The sequence below is a fragment of the Streptomyces botrytidirepellens genome, assembly GCF_003721215.1.
GTDB lineage: Bacteria > Actinomycetota > Actinomycetes > Streptomycetales > Streptomycetaceae > Streptomyces > Streptomyces himastatinicus.
Window position 1 is genome coordinate 1 of the sequence record NZ_RIBZ01000296.1, and the last position, 14,818, is coordinate 14,818.

Here is a 14,818-nt window from a genome sequence, read left to right on the forward strand (position 1 = left end):
CGTGAGTGACCGTCACGGCGGCGGGCGGCGGTGTTGTGCGGCCGCGTTACGAGGCGTCGGACGCCAGGGCGGTCAGCAGCCCGACGGCGAGCGCGGTGCGCGCCGGGACGGCGTCGAGCAGGGTGTGTTCATGGCGGGCATGGGCGCCGGAGCCCAGGGCGCCGAGCCCGTCGAGGACCGGCCGCCCGAGCGCGGAGACGAAGTTGCCGTCGCTCGCCCCGCCGACCGCGGTCTCCTCCAGCTCCCAGCCCAGTTCGGCCGCGATGGCGTGGGCCTGCTTGAACAGGTGCCGGGACGGCTCGTTCGGAACCATCGGCGGCCGGTTCCATCCACCGCTGACGGCCAGCCGCACCCGCGGGTCGGCGGGGGCGAGGGCGCCGAACGCGGCGTCGATGCGCGCCATCTCGGCCGGTTCGGCGATCCGGATGTCGATGCCGCAGCGCGCCTGCGCTGCGACCACGTTGCGGCCGGTGCCGCCGCTGATCAGTCCCACGTTCACGGTGGTGCCCCGCTCCGGGGCACCGAGAGCGGTGATGTGCGGGATGGCCTCGGCCAGGGCGTGGATCGCGCTGGCTCCGGCCAGCGGGTCGAGCCCGGCGTGCGACTCCACGCCGTGCGCGGTCACGTCGAACAGCCCGACACCCTTGCGCGAGGTCTTGAGCGCCCCGTTCTGCGCCGCCTCGAACACCAGGGTGGCGAGGACGCCGTCGCTCAGCCGCTCGATGTGCGGCCGGGAGGACAGGCTGCCGATCTCCTCGTCCCCGTTGAGCAGCAGCCGGACGGACGGATGCGGCAGCTCCAGCTCGCGCAGCAGCCGCAGCGCCCATACGGCCTGCACCAGGCCGGTCTTCATGTCGAAGACGCCCGGTCCGCTCGCCTTCCCGTCGGTCACCTCGAACGGCCACTCGGCGAGGGTCCCGGCCGGCCAGACCGTGTCGTAGTGGCACAGCAGCAGCGCGGTGCCGGGCGCGGTGCCGCGGTAGGTGACGGCCAGCACGTCGCCGTGCGGGCCGCAGTCGTGGCGCTCGGTCTCGTCCGGCTCGCCGAGCCGCGCCACGAGCCAGTCGTGGATCGCGGCGAGCCCGGCGTCCAGCAGGTGCTTGTCGTCGCTCGGCGTCTCCAGTTCCACCAGCGTCCGCAGGTCGTCGGTCATCTCGGGCAGTGCCCGCTCCGTCGCGGCGGCGATGTCGGAGAGCGTCATCTAGGGGGTCCTTCCGGGAGGGGTTCGGTGGCTCAGCGGACGGGAGCGCCGGGGCCGAGCGGAATGCCCAGCGCCCACCAGGCGTAGAAGAGCAGGGTCCAGGTCACCAGCATGGCCAGGGACAGCGGCAGGGTCAGCGAGGCGAGGGTGCCGATGCCCGCGGAGCGCCGGTAGCGCTGGAGGAAGCCGAGCGCCATCACGAAGTAGGCGCTCATCGGGGTGATGGCGTTGGTGCAGGAGTCGGCGATGCGGTAGATCGCCTGGGTGGCCTCCGGCGGGACGTCCAGCAGCATCAGCATGGGGACGAACACCGGGGAGACCAGCGCCCACATGGCCGATCCGCTGGTCATCGCCAGGTTGATGACCGTGCACACCACCACGATGCCCAGGAACGCGACCGGCCCCGTCACCCCGAGCTCCTTGAGCAGATCCGCGCCCCGGATGGCGAGCACCTGGCCCACGCCCGTCCACTTGAAGTAGGCGAGGAACTGGGAGATGGCGAAGAACAGCACCAGGATCGGGGCCATCTCCCGCATGCCCTGCGCCATGAAGTCGGGGATGTCGCGGCTGCCGCGTACGGTGCCCGCCGCGCGCCCGTACACCGTGCCGAGCAGCGCGAAGAGCACTCCGAGCACCACGGCGATCCCGGAGAGCACGGGCGATTCGACGATGCTGCCGCCCTCGCCGCGCAGCGGCGACCCGGCGGGAATCATGGCCACCACGATCGCCGCGAGGAAGAGCAGGAAGACCAGCCCGCTGCGGCGCAGTCCGCGCCGCTCCTCGGGGCGCAGGTCGAGCGCGACCGGGTCGGCGTCGTCCTCCGTGGCGGTCTCGCCGGTGTCGGGCGGCAGCGCCGCCACCTGCCGGGCCGACACCTTTTCGGTGACGAGGGTGATGACGGCGGCCAGGACCACGGAGGAGGCGATCGAGAAGAAGTAGTTGGCCAGCGGGGTGACGGTGTAGCCGGGGTCGACCGTGTGCGCGGCCGCCGTGGTCAGTCCGGAGAGCACGGCGTCCATCGGTGTGATCAGCGGGCTCGCGTCGTACCCGGCGGACACGCCCACGAAGGCCACCACGATGCCGAGGACCGGGCTGCGTCCGACCGCGCGGAAGGCCAGGCCGCCGAGGGGGACGAGCACCACGTACGCGGCGTCGGAGGCGATGTGGGCGACCATCGAGGTGAAGGCCAGCGCGAAGGTCATCCAGCGCGCCGGGACGCGGGAGACACCGGCCCGCAGCATCGCCGTGAGCATCCCCGACTTGTCGGCGACGGCGACCCCGAGCATCACCACGAGGATGGTGCCGAGCGGGGGGAAGGTGGCGTAGTTGGTGATCGCGTCGGTGATCATCGAGCGCACGCCGTCGACCGAGATCAGGCTGCGGACGATCACGGTCTTGCCGTCGGCCGGATTGTCCGCGGACACGTCCGCGGAGGCCAGTCCCCAGCTCACCACCGCGAGCAGTGCGCTCAGGATGGCGAACAGCCAGAAGGGGTGGGGCAGCTTGTTGCCCCACCGTTCGATGGCGCCGAGTACCCGGAGCAGACGGGACAGCGCCGCGGAGCCCTCCGCGGGCGCCCCGGGCGGCGTGCCGGGTGGTGTGTTGTCGGGCGTGGTGGTGGTGTCGTTCGAGCTCACCGGCCGCACTTCCTTCGTCGGATGACGCAAGCGTGGTCGTCCATTAGAGAGGCGGTGGTGGAATGAGGCAAGTAAAAGCTTTGTAACGCAAGAATGATTCACCTATAGAGCACCAATCGCACGATAGATTCGTTCCCATGCCGGAGACCTCACTGGACGATGCCGACCTCGACCTGGTGGCCGCCCTCCAGGTGGCCCCGAGGGCCCCGCTCAGCGCGCTCGCCGATGTGCTCGGCAGCTCGGCCAGCACGGTCGGCCGCCGACTGGCCCGGCTCGCGGACGAGCGGCTGCTGCGGGTGATCGGGCAGGTGGAGTGGCCGATGCTGGCCGAGGGCACTCCCATGCACATCTGGGTGGCCACCGACCCGGGGCAGGCGCGGACGGTGGCCGGTCGGCTCGCCGAACTGCCCGAGGTCCCGTTCGTGGCGACGACCACGGGACGCGCCGACGTCTACTGCTCCCTGCACGCCACGCGCCGCGCCGGGGCTCGGGAGCTGCTGATGAGCCGCATCCCGTCCGTCCCCGGGGTCCGGTCGGCCCGCACCGAACTGGTGCTGCGGGCCTCGACCAAATCCGACTCCTGGCGGCTGCGAAGGCTCGGCGACGACCAGCTGCGGGCGCTGCGGGAGGTGGCCGAACCACTGAACGAACCCGCCGACCCCGCCGACCCCGCCACCGTGGCCGACTTCAGCACCGAGGAGCTGGGCGCGGTCGAACTGCTGCGCCACGACGGCCGGGCCAGCGCCGCCGAAGTGGCCCGCGCACTCGGCATCAGCCGCTCGACCGCCTACCGGCTCACCCAGTCGCTGCTGCGGCGCGGACTGGTCCGGCCCCGAGTGGAGATCGAGCCCGCGCTGCTGGGGTACGCGCTGGAGGTGGTGGTCGAACTGCACGCGGCCCCCGGAGCCATCCAGCAGGTGGCCGACGCCCTCGCCCGGCACCCCTCGGCGCGCTACGTCTCGATCGTCGCCGGCACCTCATCGGTGATCCACCACGGGGTGTTCCGGAACGAGGAGGGGCTGGCCGAGTTCCTCACCCACGACCTGGCCGCCTTCCCCGGCATCACCGCCTGCGAGGTGTCGGTGATGCTCGACGTACTGCGCCGCTACTGGATCGGCCGCGAGGACGGACGGCTCATGATCGCGGGCTGACGCCCCGGAGGCGGGGCAGGGGCCGGGACCGAGGGGTCCGACCGGCGTCCGAGGGCACGGCCCGGAGCGCCGTGCGCCCCCGGTCGTTCGTCCAGCGGCGCGGCGCACCGCCGGGTACGCCAGAAGGCCGACGGCGCACGGCCGGTGACGACCGGCACGCACCGTAGGCGCGCTGCACATCCTGGGGTACGGACCGCCGTCGCGAGGATTCCTCGATGCGGCGGGCGATGCCGTACGGAAATGACGGCATCGGCGTCGCGGAGGCTCCCGGCGATCCGGGGTCAGGAGGTGATTATTCGGAGCCGCTCCTGCGAGCGATCTACCGTGATGAAGTCGATGTGAGGCAATGATATGCGCGTCGGCACGCTTCCCGCTATACAGGGGCCGCGTGATTCTCCGCCAGTTCCCGGCCGCTGCGGGGCAGCCCCTTTTTCGGAGAACTGGCGCGGTACGCGGGCGGTCCGGGAGGCGATGAGCGGCGGGAGATTGGGCAAACGGCACGTCAAGTGCGCCTGTCAACGTTCGAGTTGCCCTGGTTGACCCATGCCCTTGGCGCGGCCGGGCCAAAGCCGGGCGAGGGGCGCGGGAGTTGTGGCCGGGGTTCTTCGGTCGCCGCGTACCGTATCCCGGGCCGATGGGCAGGGGTGTTGCCGGGCCGGAACGGGCCGCGGGGTCCGCCCGCGGCGACGCCCGGCCGACGACCAGGCGGGCACCGAGGCCGACATCGAGGCCGACGCCGGGCCGGGCCCCTCCCCACGGCCGTTCCCCGGCCCCCGCGACGGCCGAGTCCCCGGACAAGGGCGGCGGCCGGACCTCATCCTCCACGACATCACCGCCTACCCGGCGCGCCTCCTCGGCCGCCGCTGGGCGTGCCCGCCGTCGAGCCGCCGTCGAGCTGGGCTACAAGGGAGAGTCTTCGACCCGAAGGACGGGCACCTGCGCAACTCCGGGCGGGGCCGGGCCTATTACCGGCAGCGACCCGCCGTTGTCCGCCCGTATTGCCGCCTCCCATCTCACCGGCCTTCCTCTATTCCTTCTCCCGCTCGCCCTCTTCGGCTTCCCTGCTTCCCCCGCTTCGCGGCTTCCCGCCTTTCGCCGGGCCGGTGCGGGGCCGGACCGGTACGTGCTGTTCCCCGCCGGGGCCGCCGCCCGGGCAAGATCGGTCTCTTGGCCGGGCGGCGGACGCAATAGCGCTCCGCAAGATCCGCCCAACGCGGCCCACGGCCGCACTCCGCCGCATTGGGCCGCTCGCGGACCGGTCCGGACCGAACCTCCGCGCCCCGGCCCGGAATTCGGCCGCCCTGTGAAGATGATCGGCGCCACTGGTCCAACAGGAAACCAATCCGCCGGAAAAGCGGCACTCCACGGGGCCGGCGGAAGAATCTTTTTCCGCCGCCGCGCTCCCCGCCCGGCACGCGACGGAGGGTGATCTACGGCTCGGCGCCCCGGCCGTCCCGCCAGCCCCGGGCCTGCCCGTGCGCCCCCGCGTCCCTCCACGCGCCTTCCCTCGCACAGCTGAGGGAGCGTCACCCGATCAGGGGGCGGGTTCCGGGAGCGCGCGGCGCCCCGTGACCACCCCTGCGCCTTGTGACCGGCCGCCCCCGGCTGCGGTACTCGTACAGCCCGCCGGGACTTCCGGGGGGCGACGTCGAGAGCCGTTGTGGAGAGGAACCAGCCTCATGGCCGTTCGAGGAAGTCACCGCCGCCCCGCATCGCCCAGCCGGGTCTCCCCGCTGTGCGCGGTCCTGACCGCGGGCAGCGTCGGCATCGTCCTGCCGTTCCTCAACACCGGCGCCGCCCAGGCGGCCCCGGTCGACACCTGGGACAAGGTCGCCGCGTGCGAGAGCGGCGGCAACTGGCGCATCAACACGGGCAACGGCTACTACGGCGGGCTCCAGTTCTCGCAGCACACCTGGGCCGCGTACGGCGGCACCCGGTACGCACCGCGGGCCGACCTCGCCACCAAGGGCCAGCAGATCGCCGTGGCCGAGGCGGTGCTCCGCGGCCAGGGCCCGGGCGCCTGGCCGGTCTGCTCGGTCCGCGGCCGGCTGTCCCGGTCCGGTCCGCCCGCCGCCGGGGCGGCGAACCGCGGTGCCGCACGCAGCACCAAGCCGCCCGCCAAGCAGCACCACCCGAAGCGCACGGTCAAGCCATCCGGTAAACACAGTCCCGGGCGGGCGGCCGGGTCCGGGTCCGGGTCGTACGCGGTGCGCAGCGGCGACACGTTATCCCGCATCGCGACCCGCAGCTCCGTCAGCGGCGGCTGGAAGGCGCTGTACCACGCCAACCGCAGGACCATCGGCGCCAACCCGCACCTGATCCACCCGGGACAGCGGCTCGCCCTGCCCTCGGGCAAGGCCCGCCCGGCCAAGCGGCAGGCCCACCGGACCGCCGCCAAGCGCACGGCCGCCGCTCCCCGCGACGCCGCCCGGCAGTCCGCGTCCCATCGCCTCGCGGCGCCGGTCAACGGCCCGATCACCGCGGCGTACGGGGTGCGCGGCCCGCGGTGGGCGAGCGGCCACCACACCGGCGTGGACTACGCGGTGCCCATCGGGACCTCGGTGCACGCGGTCGCCCCGGGCACCGTGGTGGCCGCGGGCTGGGCCGGTGCCTTCGGCTACCAGGTGGTCATCCGCCACGCCGACGGGCTGTACACCCAGTACGCGCATCTGTCGGCGCTGACGGTGCGCAGTGGGCAGACGGTCGACGCGGGGCGCCGGATCGCCCGGTCGGGCAACACCGGCAACACCACCGGTCCGCACCTGCACTTCGAGGTGCGCACCACCCCGCGCTACGGGTCGGACGTCGACCCACTGGACCATCTGCGCCCGTACGGCATCGGCGCCTGACGCCGCTGACCGCCCCCCGGCACGCGCGCGGCTCCGGCTGAGCGCCACTGAAGACCATTTCCGGGGGTGGGGGGAAGGGAGGCCGCCCGAGGCACGGCTCGGGCGGCCTCCCGCTGTCTCGTTCCGGCCGTCAGTACCAGATGGCGATGGGGAGCCCGGTGTCCGATGTCTCCGGCGGGGCGGGCAGGCTCACGGCCGTACCGAGCGCGATGCGGTGGGCGCTCCAGGCCGCCGCCGCGGCGTCNTGTCTCCGGCGGGGCGGGCAGGCTCACGGCCGTACCGAGCGCGATGCGGTGGGCGCTCCAGGCCGCCGCCGCGGCGTCCAGCACGTCGTCGGACGGCACCCGCCCGGCCGGGCCGAGGTCGTCGGGCAGGACGATGCCCCGGTCTTCGAGCAGTCGGCGGCGTACGGCTTGGCCGTTCCAGCCCTTCTTGCTCCAGGCGACCGGCGCGCCGTCGCGCATGGCCGCGAAGGAGACCTCGGGATGGACCTCGTGGAGCCGGTGGTCGCCGCCGTCCCGCAGAGCGTTGGCCTCGCGCAGCTTCGCGGCCAGCCCCCACGTCTGGCGGGAGAGCCCGGCGCCGGTCAGCCGACGACGGCAGGCGTTCGCCGCGTCGTAGTCCGGCTGCTCCCAGACCTGCCGCGGCGGCACCGGGAAGACCCGCGCCCGGTGCGCTCCCAGCAGCTCGGCGGCCAGCGCCTCCGCACGGCGGCTCCCGGACTCCAGCAGCCCCAGCGGCATGTCGACCGCGACCACGGCCGCGTCCCCCACCCGGGCCAGCAGATCGCTCAGCCCGCCGGCCGTCTCCGCACCGGCGAACGCCCCACCGCGCAGCGTCACCGCCACCCAGCCGGAGGGGCAGGCGTCCACCCCCACGACCTCGCCGCGGGAGTCCATCAGCCCGTCGCCGCCGCCCGGTAGGGGCGGAAGAATGCTCGCAGCTCCTCCGCGTACAGCTCGGGCTCCTCGAACGGCGCGAAGTGGCCGCCGCGCGGGGGCTCGGTCACGCGCACCAGGTTCGTCGTGCGGTCGAGCCACGCCCGCACCGGGCGGACGACGTCGCCGCGGAAGAGCGAGAACCCGGACGGCACGTCGACCCGGCGCACGAGCTGCTCGCGCGGGATCGCGGCGTTCGCGTGGTACGCGCGCATCGAGGAACCGATCGTCCCGGTGAGCCAGTAGAGCGTGACGTTCGTCAGGATCTCGTCCTTGGTGAAGCTGCGCTCGATGTCGCCGTCGCAGTCGCTCCACGACCGCAGCTTCTCGACGATCCACGCGGCGAGCCCGGCGGGCGAGTCGGTGAGCCCGAAGGCGGCGGTCTGGGGCTTCGTACGGTGCATGGCGCCGTAGCCGCCCTCGGCCGCGAGCCAGGCCGTCACGTCGTCGAACCAGGCGCGCTCCTCGGGCGTGAGGTCCGCCGGGTCGCCGGTGAACACGGGCACGCCCGCGTCCGTGCGGTGGACGGCCACGACCCGGTCGGGATGGTCGAGCGCGAGGTAACGGCTCACATGGCTGCCCATGTCCCCGCCCGAGGCGCCGAACCGCTCGTATCCCAGGACGCCCATCAGCTCGGCCCACAGACCGGCGACGGCGACGGTGTCGAGCGGCGGCCCGCTGGGGCGGTCGGAGTACCCGTAGCCCGGCATGTCGGGCACGACGACGTCGAACGCGTCGGCGGGGTCGGCTCCGTGGGCGCCGGGGTCGGTGAGGAGCGGGATGACCTTCGAGTAGCGCCAGAACGAGTCCGGCCAGCCGTGGGCGAGGACCAGCGGCATCGCGGGCCCGGCCGGGGTGGCGGCCGCCCGCGCGTGGACGAAGTGGATGCCGAGACCGCCGAGCCCGACGCGGAAGCGGGGAAGCCGGGCGAGCGCCGCCTCCTGGGCGGACCAGTCGAACTCGTCCGCCCAGTAGGCGACGAGTTCGCGGAGGTAGTCCAGGTCGGTCCCGAGCGACCATCCGGCGTCCTCGGGCGCGTCCGGCCAGCGCGTACCGCGCAGCCGCGCGCGGAGGTCGTCGATCGCCGCGGGGTCGGTCCGCTGGAGGAACGGCTCGGGACGGGGCGGAACGTCAGACATGGCGATCACCGTACACGCGGCGCCGCGCGGTACGAGCGTGCCCCCAGGCGCCGGCGGAGCCGCGGGCGGCGCTCGAACTGCCCCGCCATTCCCCCGCTGCCGAGCGCGGCCCGGAGGGGGTCAGTGGGCGGTGAGGCCGCCGTCCCTGGGCGCTCCGCCAGGGCCGTAACCAGGACGTCTTCTTCCTGGGTGTGGCACACCCGGGAAGAAAATTCGGTGGCCGGGCGCCGCCCGCCACGCCACGCTGGCTGACCATGGAAAACCAGTCCCACCAGATCCGCGCACGGCACACCGCGGCCACGGTCACCGTCTACCAGGCGTACGCCCCGCACATCGGCGAGCCCGCGGCCCGCGACGGCCGGTTCCCCTCCGCCTGGAAGCGGGACCGGATGACCTGGATCAAACCGTCGTTCCTCTGGATGATGTACCGCTGCGGCTGGGGTCTGAAGGAGGGCCAGGAAACGGTCCTGGCCGTCGAGATCACCCACGAGGGCTTCGCCTGGGCGCTGCGCAACGCCTGCCTCTCCCATTACGTACGCGGCCTCCACCCCGACCAGGCCGCCTGGAAGCGCCGGCTGCACCGCTCCCCCACCCGGGTCCAGTGGGACCCGGAGCGCGACCCCCATCTGCGGCCGCTCCCGTACCGCTCCCTCCAGCTCGGCCTGGCGGGCGAGGCGGCCCGCCGGTACGCGGACGAGTGGACGGTGTCCATCACCGATGTGACGCCGCTGGCCCGCGAGGTCCACGCCCTCGTCCGGGCGGGCGACCTCGGCGGGGCGGCCGGGCGCCTCCCCGAGGAGCGCCCCTACCCGGCGGCCGACGGCCTCCTCTCCCACCTTCGGGTCGCATAGCCCGCGCATCCGGCGGCAGGCGGGGTGTGAATCCCGTCGCGACGGGAACCCATGCGCCGTATCCGGCCATGCGGGTGGCCCGAGCGGCGGGAAGGACAGAAGATGGGCGTGCGTACCTGGGTCCAGGATTGGCCCGTCTACCGGCAGCTGACCGGAACCGACCCGCTGGGCCGTGGAGCCGCCGCCTCCTCGGCCGCCACCCGTGAGCTGCGCCCCCGCACCGATACCGCGGACCGGGTGGTGAAGTCCGTCTGCCCCTACTGCGCGGTGGGCTGCGCCCAGAACGTGTACGTCAAGGACGGCCGCGTGGTGCAGATCGAGGGCGACCCCGACTCACCCGTCAGCCGTGGCCGGCTGTGCCCCAAAGGGGCGGCGACGCTCCAGCTGACCACCGGCGAGTCCCGCCGCCACCAGGTGCTCTACCGCCGCCCCCACGGCACCGCGTGGGAGCCGCTGGACCTGGACACCGCGCTGGACATGGTCGCCGAACGGGTGATCCGCACCCGCCGCGAGACCTGGCAGTGGGAGCAGGACGGCATCCGCGTCAACCGCACCCTGGGGCTGGCGAGCCTCGGCGGCGCCACGCTGGACAACGAGGAGAACTACCTCATCAAGAAGCTGTTCACGGCCCTCGGTGTGGTCCAGGTGGAGAACCAGGCCCGGGTCTGCCACAGCTCCACCGTCGCGGGGCTGGGCACCTCCTTCGGCCGCGGCGGCGCCACCACCTTCATGCAGGACATGCAGCACTCCGACTGCATCGTCATCGAGGGCTCCAACTTCGCCGAATGCCATCCGGTCGGCTTCCAGTGGGTCATGGAGGCCAAGGCGCGCGGCGCCAAGGTGATCCATGTGGACCCGCGCTTCACCCGCACCAGCGCCCTGGCCGATCTGCACGTCCCGATCCGGGCGGGCACCGACATCGCCTTCCTCGGCGGCATCATCAACCACGTCCTGTCCAACGAGCTGGACTTCCGCGAGTACGTGCTGGAGTACACCAACGCCGCGACCATCGTCGGCGAGGACTTCAAGGACACCGAGGACCTCGCCGGGGTCTTCTCCGGCCTGAACGAGGAGACCGGCCACTACGACATCACCACCTGGAGCTACGAGGGCGCCCAGGTCCAGGCCCCGCAGGGCGAGCCCGACGAGTTGTACGACCAGCGCACCCGCGGCGGCGCGACCATCTCCGAGGCCGCGGCCTCCGAGGCCCACGGCTCCGGCGGCGCCCCCGTCTCCGGTGACATCCACACGGACCGCACCCTCACCCATCCGCGCTGCGTCTACCAGGTCCTCAAGCGCCACTTCGCCCGCTACACCCCCGAGCTGGTCGAGGAGACCTGCGGTATTCCGCGCGAGACGTTCCTGGAGGTGTGCCGGGCGCTGGTGGAGAACTCCGGCCGGGACCGCACGTCCGAGTTCGTGTACGCGGTGGGCTGGACCCAGCACACGGTGGGCGCCCAGTACATCCGCACCGCCTCCATCCTCCAGCTCCTGCTGGGCAACATCGGCCGCCCGGGCGGCGGCATCCAGGCGTTGCGCGGCCACGCCTCCATCCAGGGGTCCAGCGACATCCCCACCCTCTTCAACGTGCTGCCCGGCTACATCCCCATGCCGCACGCGCACCAGCACGAGGATCTGGACGCCTTCATCGACGCGGTGAGGACCGACAAGGGCTTCTGGGGCGAGATGCGCAGTTACGTCGTCAGCCTGCTCAAGGCGTACTTCGGCGACGCGGCACGCGCGGACAACGACTACTGCTTCGACCACCTGCCCCGGCTCACCGGCTCCCACAGCACCTACGACACCGTGCTCGCCCAGCTCGACGGGGTGTGCAAGGGCTACTTCCTGATGGGCGAGAACCCGGCCGTGGGCTCGGCGAACGCGAAGATGCAGCGCCTGGGCATGGCCAACCTCGACTGGCTGGTGGTGCGCGACTTCTCGCTCATCGAGTCCGCCACCTGGTGGCAGGACGGCCCGGAGATCGAGACCGGGGAGCTGCGCACCGAGGACATCGCCACCGAGGTGTTCTTCTTCCCGGCCGCCGCCCACACCGAGAAGGCGGGCTCGTTCACCAACACCAACCGGATGCTCCAGTGGCATTACCCCGCCAAGGAGCCGGACGGTGAGGCGCGCAGCGATCTGTGGTTCATGTACCACCTGGGCCGCCGGATCCGGGAGCGGCTGGCGGGCTCCACCGACCCGATGGACCGGGCGGTCCTCGACCTGGCCTGGGACTATCCCACCGAGGGGCCGCTGGAGGAGCCGGTCGCCGAGTCCGTGCTCGCCGAGATCAACGGGCGCGGCCCGGACGGCGCCCCGCTCAGCGCGTACACCCAGCTGAAGGACGACGGTTCCACCTCCTGCGGCTGCTGGATCTACTGCGGCGTCTACGCCGACGGCGTCAACCAGGCCGCCCGCCGCAAGCCGCACACCGAACAGGACTGGATCGCCGCCGAATGGGCGTGGGCCTGGCCCGCGAACCGCCGCATCCTCTACAACCGCGCCTCGGCCGACCCGTCCGGCGCGCCGTGGAGCGAGCGCAAGGCGCTGGTGTGGTGGGACGAGCGCCAGGGGCGCTGGACCGGCCATGACATCCCGGACTTCATCCCCGACCGGGCGCCCTCGTACCGGCCGCCCGAGGACGCCAAGGGCCCGGACGCGCTCAGCGGAGTGGACCCGTTCATCATGCAGGCCGACGGCAAGGGCTGGCTGTACGCCCCGGCCGGGCTGGTGGACGGGCCGATGCCGGTGCACTACGAGCCGCAGGACTCACCGGTGCGCAATCCGCTCCACCCCGAGCAACAGCGCAGCCCCGTTCGGCAGGTGTACTCCCGGGAGCACAACCGGTTCCATCCCGGCCCCGGCGCCCGGGGCAGCGAGGTCTTCCCGTACGTGATCACCACGTACCGGCTCACCGAGCACTTCACGGCGGGCGGGATGTCCCGCTGGACCCCGTATCTGGCCGAGCTCCAGCCGGAGTTCTTCTGCGAGGTCTCCCCCGCACTGGCTGCCGAGCGCGGGCTCGAGCACTCCGGCTGGGCGACGCTGGTGAGCGCGCGCGGGGTGATCGAGGCCAGGGTGCTGGTCACCGAGCGGATGGCGCCGCTGAAGGTCGGGGGCCGCACGGTGCACCAGATCGGGCTGCCGTACCACTGGGGCCCCAACGGTTACGCGCGCGGGGACGCGGCCAACGAGCTGTCCGCCCTCGCGCTTGACCCGAACGTGCACATCCAGGAGGTGAAGGCGCTGACCGCCGACATCCGCCCGGGCCGCCGGCCCCGCGGCCCCGAACTGACCGCCCTGCTGGACACCTACCTGCGGCGCGCGGGCATCACGGAGCAGACCGGAATGGAGGTCCGGGGATGACGGACGCGCAGCCGCCGAAAAGTTCGCTCATCGGCCGCAATCTGCTGGCCGGTATCGAACCGGATCCGGCCGGGGACTCCGGCCACGAGGGGCATCCGCCGCGGATGGGTTTCTTCACCGACACCTCCGTGTGCATCGGCTGCAAGGCGTGCGAGGTGGCGTGCAAGGAGTGGAACGCCATCCCGGAGGACGGGATGGCGTTCACCGGCATGAGTTACGACAACTCGCAGGGGCTGGACGGCTCCACCTGGCGCCATGTGGCCTTCATCGAGCAGAACAAACCAGTGGTGCGGGGCGACGGCGACAGCGGGAACGGGGACAGCGGTCTGCGCTGGCTGATGTCCTCGGACGTGTGCAAGCACTGCACCCACGCCGCGTGTCTGGACGTGTGCCCCACCGGCTCGCTGTTCCGCACCGAGTTCGGCACGGTCGTGGTCCAGGAAGACATCTGCAACGGCTGTGGCTACTGCGTACCCGCGTGCCCGTACGGGGTCATCGGCCAACGCCCGGAGGACGGCCGGGTGTTCAAGTGCACCCTGTGCTACGACCGGCTCGGCGCGGGGCAGGAACCGGCCTGCGCCAAGGCGTGCCCCACCGAGTCCATCCAGTTCGGCCCGCTGGACGAGCTGCGCGAGCGCGCCGCCGCGCGGGTGGAGGACCTGCACCGGGCGGGCGTGTCCGACGCCCGGCTGTACGGCCACGACCCCGAGGACGGGGTGGGCGGCGACGGCGCGTTCTTCCTGCTGCTGGACGAGCCGGAGGTGTACGGACTGCCGCCGGACCCGGTCGTCACCACGCGCGATCTGCCGTCGATGTGGCGGCACGCCGGGGCCGCGGCACTGACGCTGCTCGGCGGAGTGGCCGCCGTGTTCGCGGCGCACGGGCGGAACGGAGGGAAGCGCTGATGGGCGGCGGCACGATGGGCAAGGTGCGCAGGGGGCGCAAGGGGCGCCGAGGCGAGCAACTGATGGTGCCGGAGGCGGAGTTCGCCTCGTACTACGGCAAGCCGATCCTCAACCCGCCCACCTGGCAGGCCCGGGAGATCGCCGGGTACTTCTTCCTCGGCGGCCTGGCGGGCGCCGGTTCGGTGCTCGCGGCGGGCGCCGGGGTGACCGGCCGCCCCCGCATGGCCCGGGCGCTGAAGATCTCGTCGCTGGTGTCCGTCACGGGTTCCGCCGCCGCCCTGGTCCATGACCTCGGGCGCCCCGAGCGCTTCGCCAACATGCTGCGGGTGTTCAAGCCGACGTCGCCGATGAGCGTCGGTTCCTGGCTGCTGGCCGCGTACGGCCCGGCGGCGGGGGTCGCGGCGGTACTGGACGTCGGCGGCAGGATGCCGCGTACCGGCCGGGCGGCCACGGCGGTGGCCGCCGCGCTGGGCCCGGCGGTCGCGTCGTACACGGCGGTGCTGGCGGCCGACACCGCGGTCCCCGGCTGGCACGAGGGCTATCGCGAACTGCCGTTCCTCTTCGTCGGTTCGGCCGCGGCGGCAGCCGGTGGCATGGCGCTGATCGCCGGGCCGGTGGCGGAGAACGCCCCGGCGCGCAGTGCCGCACTGTTCGGCACGGCGCTGGAGGCCGCGGCGGCGCGGGCGCTGGAACGGCGGCTCGGGATCGTCGCCGAGACGTACCGCGAGGGGACGGCGGGGCGGCTGATGCGCGCCGCCGAGGCGCTCGGCGCCGCGGGCGC

General features: G+C 73.0%; 10 protein-coding genes. 6 read left to right on the forward strand and 4 right to left on the reverse strand.

Annotated elements, in window-relative coordinates; genetic code table 11:
• Positions 1-46: 46 nt before the first annotated feature.
• Together EEJ42_RS24620 and EEJ42_RS24625 are read right to left on the reverse strand one after the other, a co-directional pair.
• Entirely contained in the window at positions 47-1,201 is a 1,155-nt protein-coding gene (locus EEJ42_RS24620) for a M20 family metallopeptidase (RefSeq protein WP_123102965.1), read from the reverse strand.
• A 32-nt stretch (positions 1,202-1,233) separates the two neighbouring features.
• Entirely contained in the window at positions 1,234-2,838 is a 1,605-nt protein-coding gene (locus tag EEJ42_RS24625; RefSeq protein ID WP_246097334.1) for an AbgT family transporter, read from the reverse strand.
• 137 nt (positions 2,839-2,975) lie between these two features.
• On the opposite strand from EEJ42_RS24625, the gene EEJ42_RS24630 reads away from it, so the two are divergent.
• Both EEJ42_RS24630 and EEJ42_RS24635 read left to right on the forward strand, forming a co-directional pair.
• The gene (locus EEJ42_RS24630) at positions 2,976-3,989 is read left to right on the forward strand and encodes an Lrp/AsnC family transcriptional regulator (RefSeq protein WP_123102967.1); all 1,014 of its coding nucleotides are present in this window, start codon (positions 2,976-2,978) and stop codon (positions 3,987-3,989) included.
• 1,679 nt (positions 3,990-5,668) lie between these two features.
• On the forward strand, positions 5,669-6,838 hold the full coding sequence (locus EEJ42_RS24635; protein WP_123102969.1) for a transglycosylase family protein: 1,170 nt from the start codon (positions 5,669-5,671) through the stop codon (positions 6,836-6,838).
• Here the strand turns inward: EEJ42_RS24635 and EEJ42_RS24640 are convergent.
• On the reverse strand, positions 6,781-7,737 hold the full coding sequence (locus EEJ42_RS24640; RefSeq protein ID WP_123102971.1) for a DUF429 domain-containing protein: 957 nt from the start codon (positions 7,735-7,737) through the stop codon (positions 6,781-6,783). The two genes, EEJ42_RS24635 and EEJ42_RS24640, sit on opposite strands and share 58 nt — an antisense overlap.
• Positions 7,737-8,915 (reverse strand): epoxide hydrolase family protein, encoded by a 1,179-nt coding sequence (locus EEJ42_RS24645; RefSeq protein ID WP_123102973.1) that lies wholly within the window; start codon positions 8,913-8,915, stop codon positions 7,737-7,739. Before EEJ42_RS24645 ends, EEJ42_RS24640 begins: the two co-directional genes overlap by 1 nt.
• Before the next feature lie 254 nt (positions 8,916-9,169).
• Between EEJ42_RS24645 and EEJ42_RS24650 the strand changes: the two genes are divergently transcribed.
• The 4 genes from EEJ42_RS24650 to nrfD all read left to right on the forward strand — a co-directional run.
• The gene (locus EEJ42_RS24650) at positions 9,170-9,766 is read left to right on the forward strand and encodes a DUF4291 domain-containing protein (RefSeq protein ID WP_123102975.1); all 597 of its coding nucleotides are present in this window, start codon (positions 9,170-9,172) and stop codon (positions 9,764-9,766) included.
• A gap of 102 nt (positions 9,767-9,868) precedes the next feature.
• Positions 9,869-13,132, forward strand: a complete 3,264-nt coding sequence (gene fdh / locus EEJ42_RS24655) for a formate dehydrogenase (protein WP_123102977.1) — start codon at positions 9,869-9,871, stop codon at positions 13,130-13,132.
• Positions 13,129-14,037: a 4Fe-4S dicluster domain-containing protein gene (locus tag EEJ42_RS24660; RefSeq protein ID WP_123102979.1), complete on the forward strand. Its 909-nt coding sequence runs from the start codon at positions 13,129-13,131 to the stop codon at positions 14,035-14,037. The genes fdh and EEJ42_RS24660 overlap by 4 nt, the downstream gene beginning before the upstream one ends.
• The coding region (nrfD, locus tag EEJ42_RS24665) for an NrfD/PsrC family molybdoenzyme membrane anchor subunit (RefSeq protein ID WP_123102981.1) at positions 14,037-14,818 on the forward strand (782 nt) is incomplete at its 3' end. The genes EEJ42_RS24660 and nrfD, both read left to right, overlap by 1 nt.